The following is a 15,896-nucleotide window of genomic DNA, read 5'->3' as shown; positions in this document are numbered from 1 at the left end:
TGATGTTTTTATTAAGCCTTGGCGTCGGTCTTTGGTTCGGCCTGCATCGGTACCACGGTCGGTGTGATGGCGTCGCCCGGACGGATCCGTTGCAGGCCATTGACCACCACGCGCTCGCCCGACTTCAGCCCTTGCTCGATGACCACCAGTCCGTCCTGGCTGGCGCCCACACGCACCTGGCGATAGTTGGCGTGGTTGTTGCCGTCGGCGACCATCACGAAGCGCTTGTCCTGGTCGGTGCCGAGTGCCTTCTCATCGATCATCAGGGCGTCGTGCGGGGCGCCGCCGCCCAGTCGCACACGGGCATACAGGCCAGGGATCAGTTGTCCATCGGCGTTATCGAACACGGCCCGCACGCGGATCGTGCCGGACGCCGTATCGAGCCGGTTGTCGACCGAGCCGACACGACCCTGGCGCGAGTAGCCGTCTTCGTTGGCCAGGCCCAGCGACACCGGCACCGAGGTGCCCGCCGCGCGGGCCGGGTTGACGTACTTCAGGAAGCTCTGCTCATCGACATCGAACGATGCGTAGACCTTGGCCACCGATACCAGGGTGGTCAGCGAGGCATTGGCCGAACCAGGATTGACGACGTTGCCGACCGTGACTTCGGCGCGCGAGATGCGGCCCGATACCGGTGCGGTGATCTGGGTGTATTCCAGGTTCAGGCGCGCGGCGCGCAACGCCGCCTTGGCTGCGGCGACGTTGGCGGCAGCCTCGCGCGAGGCGTTCTGCTTTTCTTCGTAGTCGCGGCGGGCGATGGCGTTGTCACCCAGCAGGCGCTGGCCGCGCGCCACGTCCGCTGCGGTGTAGGCCGCGCGGGCTTCGGCGCCTTGCAGCTGCGCCTCGGCGCGGGCTACTTCGGCCGCATAGGGGCGCGGGTCGATGGTAAACAACACATCGCCCTTCTTGACCAGGGCGCCATCCTTGAAGTGCACCGCAGTCAGCGTGCCACCGACCAGCGGACGCACGTCGACCCGGTCGACGGCTTCGATGCGGCCCGAGTAGGCCTGCCAGTCGACGATCTGGCGATTGACGACTTCGGCCACGTCGACCGCTGCCGCCGGTGGGGCGGTTGGCGCGGTGCTGGCGTTGGCCGACAGGCCGACGGCGGAAATGGCGCCGCCGACGGTCAGGGCAATGACGGCCAGCACGGTGGCGGTAAGGGCGAAGCGACGGCGCAGTGTTGTGGGAGAGTTCATGTTCTAGGCCTCAAAGGGAAGGTTGGAAAGCAAACGGGATGGTGTGGTCGCCGCCGTTCTTGGCAAAACGGCAGCGCAGGAAATTGACGATCTCGGTCAGCAGCGGAATATGGGTGCGCAGTGCTCCGTGGGTGATGCCGACGAAGCGCGCGACCTGGGTCGGCACGCCGGCCAGCATCAGGCCCGAGGCGTACTTCTCGGCTTCCGGACACAGCACGTCACGCTCGGCGGTGGCGATGAAGGCGGTCGGCAGTCCGGCCAGCCGGCTCACTTCCAGCGGCGCGGCATAGGGATGCAGGCGCTGCATGGTCTGCGGCAGGTACTGGCGGTAGCGGGTGGCGCAGCTTTCCACGCTGAGATCGGACTTGAGGCGCTCGGCGTCGCCCACCAGGCGCATGCTGGGGTCGAGCATGGGGCTGATCAGTACCTGCGCGGCCAGCGGGCGGGCGCAGCGGTCGCGTGTCATCAGGGTCAGGCTTACCGCCAGGCCGCCACCGGCGTCGTCCCCGGCGACCACCATGCGATCGATGTCGATGTTGAGTTCGTCGGCGTGCTTGCAGGCCCAGACGGCGGCGGCGTAGGCGTCTTCGGGAGCGGCCGGGAACGGCTTGGCCGGTGCCAGCGAGTAGGCCACCGACAGCACCACGCTGTGGCTGTACTGGGCGATGAAGCGGGCAGGCGTGTCGGCGTCGTCGAGCGAGCCACCCACGAAGCCGCCGCCATGGAAGTACATCACCAGCGGCAACGGCTTTTGCTGGCTGCCGGCCACCGCATGCAGCGGCTGGTAGAGGCGCACCGGGATGCGTCCCAGCGGGCCGGGAACGAAGAAATCGCGGATGTCGAGAGAAAGCGAGCCGTGCATGATGTGCGCCTTGGCCAGATGCCATTGTGGGAGAGTGAGGCGGATTGTGCGCCACAGCACGGACTCAAATAAACTCATATAATCCAACAACACTGTTCGCCAAGATCGAACAATCACGAGGTCGAATCCCGGCAAAATACGGCTCGAGGTCGCCCGGGCCAGGTAAGCGCATGGATCGGATGGGTGCTCGACAGCGTGGCTTTTTGACAAGGGTTTTTGATGGATTTGCAGTTCTTTCCGGTGGATTTGGCCGACGTTGGCGAAATCTTTCCATCGTTTTGCAACGGCCGGCATCGGGGGCGATGGCGGTTCGAGACCGGATTTGCGCGCGCCCCCCCGCATGCCGCTTGCCCGCTGTTCGGGCAACCGGATAAAAGGAGAGAGCGATGGACCGTTTTCAAGCGATGCAGGTATTTACCGCGGTGGTCGATGCCAATAGTTTCACGCGAGCAGCAGACAACCTGAATTTGCCGCGCACCACCGTTACCACCATCATCCAGGGGCTGGAAGGCCTGCTGCAGGTGCGATTGCTCAATCGCACCACGCGTCGTATCAGCCTCACGCCCGATGGCGCGGCCTACTACGAGCGCTGCGTGCGCATCCTGGCCGATGTGGACGAGACCGAACAATCGTTTCGCAATGTCACGCGCGGCCCGCAAGGACGGCTGCGCATCGACGTTCCCGCCTCGATCGGCCGCCTGCTGCTGTTGCCCAACCTGTGCGACTTCTATGCCAAGTACCCCGACATCGAACTGGCCATGGGCATGGGCGACCGTCCCGTCGACATGGTCCAGGAGGCGGTCGATTGCGTACTGCGCGTCGGCGCCCTGCAGGATTCGTCGATGGTGGCGCGCCGCGTCGGCACCTTCCAGACCGTGACCTGCGCCGCGCCGCTGTACCTGGAGCGGCATGGCGTGCCGCACACCATCGAAGACCTGGCCAACCACAAGTCGGTGCATTATTTCTCGAGCCGCACCGGTCGCACCATCGACTGGGACTTCGTGGTCGATGGCGTCACCCGCGAAGTGAAGATGGACGGCAAGCTGTCGGTCAACGACGGCGATGCCTACGTCGATTGCGCGCTGCAGGGATTCGGCATGGTGCAGGCACCGCTCTACATGGTCATGCGCCACATCGAGGAGGGGCGCCTGGTGGAGGTGCTGTCGCAGTGGAAGCCGGCGCCGCTGCCGATTTCGGTGGTCTACCTGCACAACCGCCACCTGTCGCCCAAGGTACGCGCCTTCGTCGACTGGGTCGCCGAGCTGTTCTCGACCTGTCCCCTGCACAAGGCCTGCACCATGGGCATGGAGACGGTCGAGGGCGAATGCCGTTTCGTCGATCGCGCCCTGCCCAGCACGGTGCGCAACGTGGTCGAGCAGCACAACATCGCCGAAAGCGTTTTCTAGCGGCTGTCGCAGCGGTGCCATCGGGCAGGTCTGGCTGGAGCGGTTCATGGTCGGGGTTCCTGTGGCGATGCGGTTGCGACCGGCCGTCACCGGCCTGGACGGCGGTGTTGGCGGATGGCGCGGGAAAGAATGAAAAAGGCGCAGGCAGGGCGGCGCCTGCGTTACTGCGGCGTGCCAGGCTCGCCTCGGGCGCCGTTGGCGTCGATGGCGGCGATGTCGCGAGGTGGTCGGTGACGTGCAAGGATTATGCGACGGCAGGCTTGCTTCAGACGTGCAAAAAGCTGTCGATTACTTGCCTGATTCTACGAAGTGGCGATGAATAGGCAAATCCGGGCGCAGGCTGAGCGCCCGTGAAGTTGCATGGCATACCTGATTCTCCAGATATCTTGCCCATTCCTCCGCTGCCCGATTCGGGAGAATCAGGCAGTCCTGCAAGCTGCTAAGCTGGTGCATCCAACCCATCTTCCGAACCGCCATGGACCTGAACCCGACCGACCCCGCCCACTCGCCACCGTCCTCGCATGAGCCGGGCGAGCCTGCCATGCCCGAGGCCGAGGTGCAGCGCTTCGAGGCCATGCGACGTGAGCTGCTGGCGGTCATCGAACACATCACGCATGGTGTGGAGGGTTTGCTGGAGACGGCCGTGGAGGGACTGGGGGTGTACCGGGTGACCAACCCGGGCGGTCCCAAGCATTCGGTGCAGAAACCGGTATTCGCGGTGATCGCCCAGGGCTCCAAGCAGCTTCTGATCGGCGACGAAGTGGTGGAATACGATCCGATGCATTACCTGGTGGCTTCGGTCGACATGCCGGTGGTGGGGCGGGTGCTGATCCGCAGCCCCGACGAACCCTACCTGGGCCTGCGGCTGGAACTGGATATTCGCGAGATCGGCGACCTGATCGGCGACGAACACCTGCCGCAGGACATTGCCAGCGACGGCGCTTCGCGCGGCCTGTACGTCAACCGCCTCGACTGCGCGCTGCTCGATGCGGTGCTGCGGCTGCTGCGCCTGCACCAGAACCCGCGCGACATTGCGATCCTGGCGCCGATGGTGCGGCGGGAGATCCTGTACCGATTGCTGATGAACGGCCAGGGGGCGCTGCTGCGCCAGACGGTGCTGCAGGACAGCCAGATGAATCGCGTGGCCAAGGCCATCAGGCTCATGCGCGATAGCTATGCGCAGTCGCTGCGGGTGGAGGATATCGCCCGCGATGTCCACATGAGCGTGTCGTCGCTGCATCACCATTTCAAGCAGGTCACCGCCATGAGCCCGCTGCAGTACCAGAAGAACCTGCGCCTGCAAGAGGCGCGCCGGTTGATCCTGACCGCTGACATGAGCGTGGCATTGGCCGCGCATACGGTCGGCTACGAGAGCTCGTCGCAGTTCAGCCGCGAGTACAGCCGCCTGTTCGGGGCGCCGCCGCTGCGCGACAAGCGGCGCTGGCAGGAAGAGGAAACCGCGATCCTTTAAAATGGCCATCCATTTTGCCCACATCCCACTGGAGACAGCATGCAATACCGACGACTCGGCAACAGCAACCTGAAGGTGTCCACCCTGTGCCTGGGCACCATGATGTTCGGCGACCAGACCGACCAGTCCGAGGCCGGCAATATCCTGGCGTCGGCGCGCGAACACGGCGTCAATTTCATCGACACCGCCGATGTCTACACCAAGGGACGTTCCGAGGAAATGGTGGGCATGCTGCTCAAGGGGCAGCGCCAGCACTGGGTGCTGGCCAGCAAGTTGGGTAATCCGATGGGCCAGGCGCCCAACGAGTCGCATTATTCGCGCCACTGGATCGTGCGCGAGACCGATGCCATCCTCAAGCGCCTGCAGACCGACCACCTGGATATCCTCTACCTGCATCGCGACTATGCCGACGAGAACCTGGAAGAAGCGGTGCAGTCGTTGGGCGACCTGATCCGGGCCGGCAAGATCCGTGGTTTTGGCGTCTCCAATTTCCGTGGCTGGCGCATTGCCGAGATGGTGCGCCTGTGCGAAAAGAACCACGTGCCGCGGCCGCTGGTGTGCCAGCCCTACTACAACCTGTTGAACCGGCAGCCGGAAGTCGAGATCCTGCCCGCTTGCCACCATCATGGCCTGGGCGTGGTGCCATATAGCCCGATTGCACGTGGCGTGCTGAGCGGCAAATACCAGCCGGGCGCCAAGCCGCCCGAGGACAGCCGTGCCGGCCGGGGCGACAAGCGCATGATGGAAACAGAGTTCCGCGAGGAATCGCTGCTGATCGCCCAGCGCCTGCAGCAGCATTGCGCCGCGCGCGGCGTCAAGCTGGGCCAGTTCGCTACCGCCTGGGTGCTGGCCAACCAGGTGGTCAGCAGCGTCATCGCCGGCCCGCGGACGCTGCTGCAGATGGAGGACTATTACGACGCCGTCACGCTCGCCATCAGCCCCGAGGAAGAAGCGCTGGTCGATTCGCTGGTCACGCCCGGCCATGCGTCGACCCACGGCTACAACGATCCCAACTATCCGTTCTTCGGCCGCACGCTGGTGCGTTGACGCTCAGGTGGCCACGCGCGGCGCGCTCTTGCGTGTTCGCGTGCGCGGGTGGCGCTCGGAGGGCGCTGTGCAGCCGCTGCGCAGCGCCAGTAGCAGATAGGGAGGCGGGCTGGCCTGGGCAGGCGCCACCTGTTGCTGGGTGGTCCCGGCCATCCACGGCAAGGAGCAATGCGCTGCCAGCGCCAGCAGCGTCGACAGGCTGGCGCTGCCCAGTGCAATGGCTATGGCACGGCCTGCCGAGGTTGGCCGTTGCGTTGGCGAAGATGATGGTGGCGACATGTCCGATCCATTTGAATGGGACATGCGACGTCGCATCTTCCCGAAACGAAATTATCGGGAAACGTGCCGGGCGTTTATATAGGATGATTCCCAAAACATCTTCGACACCGAGGCGGGACGGTTCGCTAGCGTAGCGCGGCGATGCGCCGTCCTGCTTCAGCCTTGAGCAGCTGGATATCGGTACCCGGCGCCACCAGGTCGAGCCCGAATTGCTTCATGCGCTGCGCCATGTCCATGGTGCCGGCGAAGATCCCCACCAGCTTGCCATGCCGCGCGCCCAGTTCGACCAGGTGCCGGATGGCGTCGTTGAGTCGCGGTGCATCGTAGTCGTCCGGCGCCAGGCCCATTTCGATATTGAGGTCGGCCGGGCCGATGAAGATGCCGTCCAGGTCGGGCACCTGCAGGATCGCCTCGGCGTTGGCAAAGCCCAGGTTGGTCTCGATCATGGCCAGGGTCAGCACGGTGCGATTGGCCTGGTCGAAATAATCGGCACCGCCATACAGGAAGCCGCGCGCCGGACCGTAACTGCGTGTGCCGCGCGGCGAATAATGGCAGGCACGCACAAAGCGCTCGGCGTCGTCGACGGTGTTGACCAGGGGGCAGATCACGCCATAGGCGCCGGCATCGAGCAGCTTGTTGATCTCGCCCAGGCCGTTTTCGCAACAGCGCACCAGCGGCACCGCGTCGGTGGTGGAGATGGCCTGCAACATGGGCAGCGCCGATTCGATCGAGAACAATCCGTGCTGCAGGTCGACGGTGACGGCGTCATAGCCACAGCTGGCGATGACTTCGGTCAGCAGCGAATCGCCCATCGATACCCAGCCGGTCAAGGCCATCTGCTTTTGCGCGAACAGCGTGCGCAGCTTGTTTGGTCGCATGTCGAGGTCTCCATCGTGAAACGGCAAGCGCCCATCTTAGTCGCAAAACCGCACCTGCCATGGCCACCTTCGGTGAAAGCTTCTCAGGCCAGCGTGAAAGCTTTTACTGCCGCCAGCGGAATGGCGCATCGTCGATGGCGCCATGGCGTCCGGCGATCTGGTCGGCCAGCAGGGCGGCGCTGCCGCAGGCCAGGGTCCAGCCCAATGCGCCCTGTCCGATGTTGAGATAGAGGTTGGGCACCGGTGAGGCGCCGATGATCGGCACCCCGCTGGGGGTGGCCGGACGGAACCCGGCCCAGGGCGACAGCGTGGTGTCGGAGCCCAGCGTGCATCCGGGGAACAGTTCACGCACGCCAGCCTTGAGTTCATCGATGGCGCGTTGGGCGATGCAGGCATCCCGGCCCACCAGCTCGATACGGCCTGCCACGCGCAGGCGCTGGCCCAGGCGGGCGTAGACGATCTTGCGAGCGATGTCGGTGATGGAGACCCGGGGCGCGGCGTGGCGGCTGGCCTCGTCCTCCAGCGGCACGGTGATGCTGTAGCCCTTGAGTGGGTAGAGCGGGAGCGACAGGCCCACTTGCTGCGCAAAGGCGCGACTGTCGGCGCCCAGCGCCAGCACGAAGCGCTCGGCCTCGATCCACTGGCCACCCGCTTGCACCGCGCGCAACGCGCCGGCTTCGGTGCGCACCGCATCGGCCCGGGCGCCGCCGATGAAGCGGAACCGGGGATCGGCCTGCATCGCTGCCACCAGCGCACGACAGAAGCCGGGGCAGTCGCCGGCTTCTTCGCTGGGGGTATGCACGCCACCGGCCCAGTCCCGTTGCGAGTGGCCCAGGCTCGGTTCGATGGCAATGCAGCGGGCCGCGTCCAGCACTTCCTGCTGGCAGCCGAATTGCGCCTGGAACCGCACCTGGTGCCGTGCCGCATCCAGCGCGGCGGGATCGGTGAACATGACCAGCTTGCCGGAGGCCTGGTGGTCGAATTGCAGGTCCAGGTGCGCGTTCCATTGCCGCAGCTGGTCGCGGCTGAAGAAGGCCAGTTGCAGCAGATCGATGGTGGTGCGCTGCACGCGAGCGGCATTGCAGCAGCGCAGGAACGCGAACAGCCAGCGATATTGCTGCCATTCCAGGGTTGGCTTGAAGGTCAGCGGCGAGTCGCTGCTGAAGAGATAGTAGGACCACTTGGACCATACCGACGGGTCGGCCAGGGGCGCTACGTACGAGTAGCTCAACTGGGCGCCATTGCCCAGGCTGGTGCCGTTGCCCGGGGCGTCGCTGGCATCGACCAGGGTGACCTGGTGGCCATCCTGCAGCAGGCGGTAGGCGCTGGTCACGCCGATGATGCCGGCGCCCAATACACAGATATGCATGGTGAGTGGTCTTCAGGTTCTAGTCATCGCGGCAGTCCACTATACGAACAATGCCGCGCGCTGTCCCATGCCGAATCGGCATCGGCGGTCGGCGTGTCGCTAGCGGCATCATTGTCGGCGTATCGGCAGCGCTGCGGTACAATGGCGCCCGATGCAGGCCAGACAGTCGCTGGCCGCCTCTTTCGGGGGGCGGCGGGAGGAAGGTCCGGACTCCACAGAGCAGGGTGACGGTTAACGGCCGTCCGCCGAAAGCCGGTGCAAGCCGGTATAAGGCGAGGAACAGGGCCACAGAGACGAGCGTATTTAGTTACGGTGAAACGCGGTAACCTCCACCTGGAGCAATTTCAAATAGGCACGCGGTGATGCTGCTCGCGGAGCGTGCGGGTAGAAAGCTTGAGCGCCGGAGTAATCCGGCGCCTAGAGGAATGGCTGTCATAGCGGGCAACCGCCGTAACAGAATCCGGCCTATCGGCCTGCATCATTTATTTCCGGGAGTCCCGGCGCGAAGTCGGGGCACCCTTAACAAAGCGGCCTGCGCACCGAAGCGAACAGCCAGCGGGTCCGCGTCAGAGACGTCAGGACTCCCATGCAAGCACCGGTTTTGTTCGACGAGCTGGTGGCCACCAATGGCCGCCGCATCGGCGTGGCCACGTTGGCTTCCGAGAAGACGCTGCACGCCATCTCGCTGGAGATGGTCGACCTGTTGACGCCGCAGCTGCGCGCCTGGCAGGCCGACCCGCAGGTCGCGCTGGTGATCCTGCAGGCGCAGGGAGAGAAGGCCTTCTGTGCCGGCGGCGACCTGCAACGGCTCTATCGCACCATGCGCGATCACCATGCCTCGCCCGAGCGCGACGATATTGCCGCCAATCGCTACGCGGCCGAATTCTTCGAACACGAATACCGCCTCGACTACCTGCTCCATACCTTCGACAAGCCGATCCTGGCGTGGGGGCATGGCATCGTGATGGGCGGCGGCATCGGCCTGATGGCCGGCTGCAGCCACCGGGTGGTGACCGAACGCTCGCGCCTGGCGATGCCGGAGATCACCATCGGCCTGTATCCGGATGTCGGCGGCAGCTGGTTCCTGGCGCGCATGCCGGGCAGTATCGGCATCTTCCTGGCGCTGACCGGGGCCCACCTCAATGCGCGCGACGCGGTGTTCGCCAAGCTGGCCGACTATGGCGTGGCGCAGGCATCCAAGCCGTCGGTGATCGAGGCACTGCTGGCCCAGCCCTGGGGCGAGGGGGCGGCCGGGAACGCCCGCCTGCTCGATGCCGTGCTGGGCCAGGCGGAGCAGGCCGACCAGTCGCTGCTGGCACCGTCCAACCTGCGCCAGCACTACGACCTGATCGACCGCGTTTGTCGCCAGCCCGACCTGGCGGCGACGGTCCAGGCGATCCTGGCCATCGAGTCCGACGATGCGTGGCTGCACAAGGCCGCTGCCACGCTGCGTGCCGGCGCCCCTGGCTCGGCTGCGCTGGCCTATGCCTTGCAACGGCGCGTGCGGCACATGTCGCTGGCGCAGGTGTTCAGGCTGGAGTTCGTGGTCTCCCTGCATTGCGCGGCGCGCCCCGATTTCGTCGAGGGCATCCGCGCACTGATCGTCGAGAAGGACCAGCGACCCAAGTGGCAACCGGCGACCCTGGCGGCGGCCACGCCCGCCTGGGTGGATGGCTTCTTTGCCGACCCCTGGCCCGCCGCGCAGCACCCGCTGGCAGACCTCGGCGCCTGATCATCCGGTGAGCGCACGCTGTCGCCAGCGCGCCAGCGTACGCACGAACACCTCGCTGTCATCGACGGCGCGCGCCAGCACCAGTGCGCCCTGGATCGCGCCCACGATATCCTCGGCCAGTCCGGCGGCGCTGGCGGCGGGATGCCCGGCACGCAGCAGCGCGCCATGCAGGGCATCGGTCCAGTCGGCGAAATAGCGCCTGACTTCCAGTGCGAAGCGTTCACGCGTGCTCGACAGCGCAAACACCCCCACGATGCACACCCGCTGGCCCGAGTGGAAATAGCGTTCGCAGGCATCGAACATGTGGCCGATGCCGCTTGCGGCGTCGCCGCGCAGCACGGCGAACACCTCCTCTTCGAACCAGCGCCCGATGTGCGCCAGCACTGCTTCGGCCATCTCGTCCTTGCCGCCCGGGAAGAGGTGATAGAGGCTGCCCTTGCCCAGCCCGACATCGGCCGTGATGCGGGCCAGGCTGGCGCCATCGAAGCCATGGGCGCGGAAGACCTCGGCCAGTCGCGGCACCAGCGCCTCGCGCTCTGCCGCCATCAGAGCCCCAGCGCCGACAGGCCGGGGTGGTCCGCCGGACGCGGCCCCGAGCGGTCCCAGTGAAACTTGCGCTGGTCATCGGTGATGGGCAAGTCGTTGATCGACGCGTGACGCACCTGCATCAGGCCGTTGTCGTCGAATTCCCAGTTCTCGTTGCCGTAGGAGCGAAACCAGCTTCCCGCGGCATCCTGCCATTCATAGGCGAAGCGCACGGCGATCCGGTTGCCGCTGCAAGCCCACACTTCCTTGATCAGGCGATATTGCTGCTCGCGCTGCCACTTGGCCGACAGGAATTGCACGATCTCGGCGCGACCGTTGACGAAATCGGCGCGGTTGCGCCAGCGGCTGTCTTCGGTATAGGCCAGCGAGACGCGTTGCGGGTCGCACGAATTCCAGGCGTCCTCGGCCGCGCGCGCCTTCTGCGCGGCGCTGTCCAGGGTGAACGGGGGGTAAGGTGGTCGTTGGGCGATGCTCATGCGGGCTCCTGGCGGTTTGTCGAGGGATGTTTGTACCAATCGGTACAATTTCATTCTAGGGGCACATTGCAGAGGCGGCAACGCGCTTTGCGCCGATACCGGCGGTGGTGGGTCTGTGCCTGAGCCGGCGGTGGTCAGCTGTACTTTTCGTCGGTGTCTTTATGATGTTTTTTTAAGAATTTTCTTATTGGTCGCGTGTTGGCCGCTCGTCAGAATGTGGTCTCCGATTCGAATGCCGTCGCGACCCGCATCGGTTTTTTGCGAGCTTGTCGGGCCGTAGTCCCACCTCACCCCAAGAGGAATCCTCATGAAAAAGCCGTTGCCCACGTTAATGATGGTCTGCCTGGCTGCCCTCTGCAGTCCCTGCCTGGCCCAGCAATCGGAGCTCCGCATCGCGGGCGTGATCAAGCCAACCGCCTGTGTTCCCCAATTGGCGGGCGACTCTACCTTTGACCTGGGGAACCTGCAAGCGGCCGGTGTCGACGGCCAGGGGCAGCCGATCGAGCGCGACCTGGCCATCGTCATTACCTGCGATGCGCCCACCCGGGTCGGCATCAGGCCGCAGGACAACCGTGCCGACAGCGTGGCGCAGCAGCTGGCGCACCCTCGGCAACGCCGGGTAGCCGATGCCAGCCTCGGGGACGACCTGTTTGGCCTGGGTACGTCCGGACGCAGGAAGCTGGGCGGCTACGAAGTCATCTTCGTACCCGGCAGTTTCGTCGCCGATGGCCAGCAGGTCGACACCATCGGTTCACGTGCGGGGCCCCAGGGGGCTGGCGCCAACTGGTTCAAGCGCGGTGCCGGGCGCCTGCGCAGTGGTGTCGTCAATACCTGGGCTCCCACCGGGACCCTGCAGCCGGGCGCCTATTCCTCGATCAGCGGCACCCTGCGGGTGCGCGCGATGCTGGCGCCCAGCAGCGCCCTGCAACTGACCGACCGCATGCAGCTGGACGGTTCGATCACGCTCGAGATGCACTACCTGTGAAGCGAACCCGCGTAACGATGGCGGGGTGGCTGGATAAGGCGCATCAGGCGGTGGAAAGCGTGGAAAGCGTGGAAAGCCTGGAAAGCGGCGGGGGACAGCAAAGCAGGGGGATACGGCGGGAAATGCGGGGAGTGAATACGGCGCAAGGAATGCGCGGGTAATGCGTGGGTAATGCGCGGGTGACGGGAAGGTAATGCGCAGAGGATGCGTAGGTGATGCGCAAGTAATGCAGGTCGACGACAGCAGGCGAGGCAATAAATTTGAATGCCATGAACATGATTCATGGCATTCAAATTCGGGAATTATTTCTTCTTCTTGTTCACGGCTTCCTTGAAAGCCTTGCCAGCCGAGAACTTGACCGTGGTCGCAGCAGCGATCTTGATCTCTTCGCCGGTTTGCGGATTGCGGCCGGTACGTGCAGCACGCTTGCCAGTCGAGTACGAACCAAAACCAACCAATTGCACTGTATCGCCCTTGGTAACAGCCTTGATGATGTTCTCGATGACGGAGTCCAGCGCGCGCTGGGCAGCAGCCTTGGAGAGATCAGTATCAGCAGCGATAACGTCAACCAATTCAGATTTGTTCACTTTAAAATTCCTTTCACTGTTAAGGTGCCGAGATTTTAGCACTGGTATGCGGCGGATCAGCAAGCCCTATCTGCTTTTCAGCCGATCTGGCACATCCGGTCCAGCCTCTGATTCAAAAATATCGACAGCCCCTGAGGGCCGCTGAAAATCACTTTCGAGTCGATATCCCTAAAAACGTGGATAGTAAAAGTACGGAGCCGTATTAGTCAAAGTAAAAAAGGCCTCGTTACAGTTTTAAGACCATTGACGGATCTTGCAGTGGCCGAAAAGTGAACTAAAGTTGCAGTGCAAAATCCATGCTCCCACGTTTCAGTTCTTTCCACTCGCGGGGTAATCCGTGATCGGAATGACATGCCTTGCGCGGTGATCGATCTTGGTGACTTCAGCGCCCCAAGTACGCTATCCATCGCCCGCAAAACCGCGCCGTTGTGCAATCTTGGCGATAAACACATGTGTATATCTCAAGTTGAACATTCAGTATGGTGCATAAGTCCTTCATTTTCTTCGATAATCCATTTCCTGGGGTGTTTTAAGGAAGTGCGCTAAGTCTTTGACTTTATTGGCAAAATCCCGGTTTATTCCTCCGTTTACTGCTTGACCTGTAATAGTGCATCCACTAAAGTGGGCGGCAGTGTCAAAAAGTGTTTTTTTGTGGGGTATTTTGCAAAGTTACCTGCCTATACCCATTCAGAAAAATCACCCGATCAGCAGTTTCACTCGCCGCAAGCGACAGGACAAACAAAGTGTTTCAGGGCGCGTCAGCACTCAACCTCGATGCCAAGGGCCGGATGACCATTCCGGCCAAGCATCGTGACGCCCTGATGGTGCAGTGCGAAGGACGGGTCACGCTGACGCGTCATCCGCATGGCTGCCTGTTGTTCTTCCCCCGTCCTACCTGGGAATCGCATCGCGAGCAGATCGCCGCATGGCCGATGTCGGCACGGGCGTGGCAGCGCATCTTCCTGGGTAACGCCTCCGATGTCGAGTTCGATAGCGCCGGCCGTATCCTGGTGGCGCCGGAGTTGCGTGCGGCAGTGGGTTTGCAGCGCGACGTGATGTTGCTGGGCATGGGTAGCCACTTCGAGATCTGGGATGCCGCCAAGCTGGCCGAGAGCGAGTCCGAGGCCGTGGCCGCGGGCATGCCCGATGTATTGAGCAATTTTTCCTTCTGACGGCGCGCTGACATGACTTTGCAACCGGTGCCAGAGCTGCAGCACCGCACCGTGCTGTTGGAAGAAGCCGTGGACGCGCTGGCCATCGAAGGCGAGCGCGCCGATGGCATTTACCTGGACGGTACGTTCGGGCGCGGCGGCCATAGCCGGGCCATCCTGGCCAAGCTGGGTCCGCGCGGCCGACTGATCGCATTTGACAAGGACCCGTTGGCCATCGCCACGGCACGGCAGATCGCCGATCCCCGCTTCGAGATCGTGCATGACAGCTTTGCCACGCTGGACCAGGCACTGGCGGTGCGCGGCATCGCGCAGGTCGACGGCATATTGATGGATCTCGGCATCTCGTCGCCGCAAGTCGACGATGCCGCTCGCGGTTTCAGTTTCAGGCTCGATGGCCCGCTGGACATGCGCATGGATACCACGCGCGGTGTGTCGGCAGCGGAATGGCTGGCAACGGCGGATGTAGAGAAGATAGCAAAGGTAATTCGAGATTATGGGGAAGAACGGTTTGCTTTTCAGATTGCAAAGGCGATTGTTGCTCGCCGGGCAGTCGAGCCAATTTCAGGCACACGACAGCTTGCCGCGCTCGTGGCTGAAGTCGTCAAAACCCGCGAGAAAGGCAAAGACCCGGCCACTCGCACCTTTCAGGCTGTACGGATTTTCGTCAATCAAGAGCTTGAAGAGCTCGAAGTAGGCCTGGATAAAGCATTTGAGCAGATGGCGCTACACGGGAGATTGGTCGTGATCAGCTTTCACTCGCTGGAAGATCGCATCGTCAAGCAGTTCATGGCTTCCAAAGCCAATGCGCCGCAGCCCGACCGTCGCCTGCCGATTCGTGCCGTCGATTTGCCGCAGCCGCCGGCCCGCCTGCTGGGCCGGACCATGCCCAGCGATGCCGAAGTCGGCGCCAACCCGCGCGCCAGGTCGGCCGTGATGCGCAACCTCGAGCGCATCGTCGCACCGGGAGGGCAGTCGTGACCGGTCGCCTGTGTCTCTTGCTCACCGCCGTGCTGGTGCTGTGTTCGCTGGCCGTGGTCAGCGCCCAGTACAAGGCGCGTAGCCTCTTCATCGAACTCGAGCGCGCCTCGAGCACGGCGCGCCAGCTCGATGTCGACTGGGCACAGTTGCAACTGGACCAGTCGACCCTGGGCAAGAACGCCCGGATCGAAGAGCTGGCCCGGCGCGACCTGAACATGGTGCCGCTGACGGCGGCCCGTACCCAATACCTGACGGTGGGAGGCAAATGACCCGCATGCCCCCGCGCACCAACCTGACCAATGGCCGCGTCGCCGCGTCCAAGGGTGTGGCGTTCTCGTCCAATCCCATCTTGCAGGTGAAGCTGCCGGCGTGGCGTTCGCGCTTCGTGCTGTTTGTCATGTTCGCCGCCTTCCTGGCATTGGTGGCGCGCGCCTTCTGGCTGCAGGGCGTATCGACCGACTTCCTGCAGAAACAAGGCGCCTCGCGCTATGCGCGCACGCTGGAGTTGCCCGCCACGCGCGGCAAGATCACCGACCGTAACGGCCAGGTGCTGGCTTCGTCGGTGCCGGTCAAGGCGATCTGGGCCATTCCCGATGACGTGCAGTCGGCGCCCCCCGAGAAATTGCGCGAGCTGGCGCGCCTGCTCGAGATGAGCGACGCCGAGCTGCGCAAGAAGCTCGATTCGGATCGCAGCTTCGTGTACCTCAAGCGCCAGGTCGAGCAGGAGACCTCCGACAAGATCGTCAAGCTGGGCATCGCCGGCATCGAGACCCGCAAGGAATACAAGCGCTTCTATCCCGAAGGCGAGGTGATGGCGCACGTGGTCGGCTTCACCAACGTCGAGGATGCCGGCCAGGACGGCATGGAGCTGGGCGCGCAGAAGACGCTGGCGGGCACGACCGGTAGCCG

The 15,896-nt window shown here is 64.0% G+C and carries 16 protein-coding genes, 1 other RNA gene and 1 pseudogene; 10 read left to right on the top strand and 8 right to left on the bottom strand.

The features are described 5' to 3' along the window. Positions 1-11 precede the first annotated feature (11 nt). Together PMI40_RS21360 and PMI40_RS21355 are read right to left on the bottom strand one after the other, a co-directional pair. Positions 12-1,199, bottom strand: a complete 1,188-nt coding sequence (locus PMI40_RS21360; RefSeq protein WP_008119791.1) for an efflux RND transporter periplasmic adaptor subunit — start codon at positions 1,197-1,199, stop codon at positions 12-14. Positions 1,200-1,209: 10 nt separating this feature from the next. After that, entirely contained in the window at positions 1,210-2,061 is an 852-nt protein-coding gene (locus PMI40_RS21355; RefSeq protein WP_238540995.1) for an alpha/beta hydrolase fold domain-containing protein, read from the bottom strand. A gap of 386 nt (positions 2,062-2,447) precedes the next feature. Between PMI40_RS21355 and PMI40_RS21350 the strand changes: the two genes are divergently transcribed. The 3 genes from PMI40_RS21350 to PMI40_RS21340 all read left to right on the top strand — a co-directional run bounded on the left by PMI40_RS21350 (position 2,448) and on the right by PMI40_RS21340 (position 5,985). Continuing rightward, positions 2,448-3,467: a LysR family transcriptional regulator gene (locus PMI40_RS21350; protein WP_008119787.1), complete on the top strand. Its 1,020-nt coding sequence runs from the start codon at positions 2,448-2,450 to the stop codon at positions 3,465-3,467. A 475-nt stretch (positions 3,468-3,942) separates the two neighbouring features. After that, positions 3,943-4,938, top strand: coding sequence for an AraC family transcriptional regulator (locus tag PMI40_RS21345; RefSeq protein ID WP_008119785.1), 996 nt, complete (start codon positions 3,943-3,945; stop codon positions 4,936-4,938). 39 nt (positions 4,939-4,977) lie between these two features. Beyond that, entirely contained in the window at positions 4,978-5,985 is a 1,008-nt protein-coding gene (locus PMI40_RS21340) for an aldo/keto reductase (protein WP_008119783.1), read from the top strand. Between the two features lie 3 nt (positions 5,986-5,988). Here the strand turns inward: PMI40_RS21340 and PMI40_RS24155 are convergent, their stop codons facing one another. From PMI40_RS24155 to PMI40_RS21330, 3 genes are all read right to left on the bottom strand, one after another. Then, positions 5,989-6,264 carry a hypothetical protein gene (locus PMI40_RS24155; protein WP_157221648.1) on the bottom strand — a complete coding sequence of 92 codons (276 nt, stop codon included), beginning with the start codon at positions 6,262-6,264 and terminating at the stop codon, positions 5,989-5,991. 125 nt (positions 6,265-6,389) lie between these two features. Next, positions 6,390-7,142 (bottom strand): HpcH/HpaI aldolase/citrate lyase family protein, encoded by a 753-nt coding sequence (locus tag PMI40_RS21335; RefSeq protein ID WP_008119781.1) that lies wholly within the window; start codon positions 7,140-7,142, stop codon positions 6,390-6,392. A gap of 103 nt (positions 7,143-7,245) precedes the next feature. Next, a complete protein-coding gene (locus PMI40_RS21330) occupies positions 7,246-8,511 on the bottom strand; it encodes a D-amino acid dehydrogenase (protein WP_008119778.1) in 1,266 nt (421 codons plus the stop codon). Positions 8,512-8,661: 150 nt separating this feature from the next. Here PMI40_RS21330 and rnpB point away from each other — a divergent pair. Then, an RNA gene (rnpB, locus tag PMI40_RS23040) (RNase P RNA component class A) lies at positions 8,662-8,995 on the top strand. 102 nt (positions 8,996-9,097) lie between these two features. Continuing rightward, positions 9,098-10,243, top strand: a complete 1,146-nt coding sequence (locus tag PMI40_RS21325; RefSeq protein ID WP_008119775.1) for an enoyl-CoA hydratase/isomerase family protein — start codon at positions 9,098-9,100, stop codon at positions 10,241-10,243. Here PMI40_RS21325 and PMI40_RS21320 read toward each other — a convergent pair whose 3' ends face one another. Together PMI40_RS21320 and PMI40_RS21315 are read right to left on the bottom strand one after the other, a co-directional pair. Continuing rightward, positions 10,244-10,789 (bottom strand): TetR/AcrR family transcriptional regulator, encoded by a 546-nt coding sequence (locus PMI40_RS21320; RefSeq protein WP_008119773.1) that lies wholly within the window; start codon positions 10,787-10,789, stop codon positions 10,244-10,246. Next, positions 10,789-11,265, bottom strand: a complete 477-nt coding sequence (locus PMI40_RS21315; RefSeq protein WP_008119771.1) for a nuclear transport factor 2 family protein — start codon at positions 11,263-11,265, stop codon at positions 10,789-10,791. The genes PMI40_RS21320 and PMI40_RS21315 overlap by 1 nt, the downstream gene beginning before the upstream one ends. A 307-nt stretch (positions 11,266-11,572) precedes the next feature. On the opposite strand from PMI40_RS21315, the gene PMI40_RS21310 reads away from it, so the two are divergent. Beyond that, positions 11,573-12,250, top strand: a complete 678-nt coding sequence (locus tag PMI40_RS21310) for a DUF1120 domain-containing protein (RefSeq protein WP_008119768.1) — start codon at positions 11,573-11,575, stop codon at positions 12,248-12,250. A gap of 302 nt (positions 12,251-12,552) precedes the next feature. Here the strand turns inward: PMI40_RS21310 and PMI40_RS21305 are convergent, their stop codons facing one another. After that, positions 12,553-12,837 carry an HU family DNA-binding protein gene (locus tag PMI40_RS21305; protein ID WP_008119766.1) on the bottom strand — a complete coding sequence of 95 codons (285 nt, stop codon included), beginning with the start codon at positions 12,835-12,837 and terminating at the stop codon, positions 12,553-12,555. Positions 12,838-13,580: 743 nt separating this feature from the next. On the opposite strand from PMI40_RS21305, the gene mraZ reads away from it, so the two are divergent. From mraZ to PMI40_RS21285, 4 genes and pseudogenes are all read left to right on the top strand, one after another. Continuing rightward, a complete protein-coding gene (gene mraZ / locus PMI40_RS21300) occupies positions 13,581-14,009 on the top strand; it encodes a division/cell wall cluster transcriptional repressor MraZ (protein ID WP_008119764.1) in 429 nt (142 codons plus the stop codon). A gap of 12 nt (positions 14,010-14,021) precedes the next feature. Then, positions 14,022-14,987, top strand: a complete 966-nt coding sequence (gene rsmH / locus PMI40_RS21295; RefSeq protein ID WP_008119762.1) for a 16S rRNA (cytosine(1402)-N(4))-methyltransferase RsmH — start codon at positions 14,022-14,024, stop codon at positions 14,985-14,987. Further along, complete coding sequence (gene ftsL / locus PMI40_RS21290) at positions 14,984-15,256, top strand: cell division protein FtsL (protein WP_008119760.1); 273 nt, start codon at positions 14,984-14,986, stop codon at positions 15,254-15,256. Before rsmH ends, ftsL begins: the two co-directional genes overlap by 4 nt. Next, positions 15,253-15,896: pseudogene (locus PMI40_RS21285) on the top strand (penicillin-binding protein 2); the annotation flags it as partial. The gene ftsL and the pseudogene PMI40_RS21285, both read left to right, overlap by 4 nt.

The sequence above is a fragment of the Herbaspirillum sp. YR522 genome (assembly GCF_000282575.1).
Lineage (GTDB): Bacteria > Pseudomonadota > Gammaproteobacteria > Burkholderiales > Burkholderiaceae_D > Herbaspirillum.
This window is presented reverse-complemented; position numbering and strand designations above follow the sequence as displayed.

Coding starts and splice junctions, on each gene's coding strand:
- PMI40_RS21325 (WP_008119775.1), top strand. CDS start 9,098: ATGCAAGCACCGGTTTTGTTCGACGAGCTGGTGGCCACCAATGGCCGC.
- rsmH (WP_008119762.1), top strand. CDS start 14,022: ATGACTTTGCAACCGGTGCCAGAGCTGCAGCACCGCACCGTGCTGTTG.
- PMI40_RS21360 (WP_008119791.1), bottom strand. CDS start 1,199: ATGAACTCTCCCACAACACTGCGCCGTCGCTTCGCCCTTACCGCCACC.
- PMI40_RS21350 (WP_008119787.1), top strand. CDS start 2,448: ATGGACCGTTTTCAAGCGATGCAGGTATTTACCGCGGTGGTCGATGCC.
- PMI40_RS21355 (WP_238540995.1), bottom strand. CDS start 2,061: ATGCACGGCTCGCTTTCTCTCGACATCCGCGATTTCTTCGTTCCCGGC.
- PMI40_RS21315 (WP_008119771.1), bottom strand. CDS start 11,265: ATGAGCATCGCCCAACGACCACCTTACCCCCCGTTCACCCTGGACAGC.
- PMI40_RS21320 (WP_008119773.1), bottom strand. CDS start 10,789: ATGGCGGCAGAGCGCGAGGCGCTGGTGCCGCGACTGGCCGAGGTCTTC.
- PMI40_RS24155 (WP_157221648.1), bottom strand. CDS start 6,264: ATGTCGCCACCATCATCTTCGCCAACGCAACGGCCAACCTCGGCAGGC.
- PMI40_RS21345 (WP_008119785.1), top strand. CDS start 3,943: ATGGACCTGAACCCGACCGACCCCGCCCACTCGCCACCGTCCTCGCAT.
- PMI40_RS21330 (WP_008119778.1), bottom strand. CDS start 8,511: ATGCATATCTGTGTATTGGGCGCCGGCATCATCGGCGTGACCAGCGCC.
- PMI40_RS21310 (WP_008119768.1), top strand. CDS start 11,573: ATGAAAAAGCCGTTGCCCACGTTAATGATGGTCTGCCTGGCTGCCCTC.
- PMI40_RS21340 (WP_008119783.1), top strand. CDS start 4,978: ATGCAATACCGACGACTCGGCAACAGCAACCTGAAGGTGTCCACCCTG.
- PMI40_RS21335 (WP_008119781.1), bottom strand. CDS start 7,142: ATGCGACCAAACAAGCTGCGCACGCTGTTCGCGCAAAAGCAGATGGCC.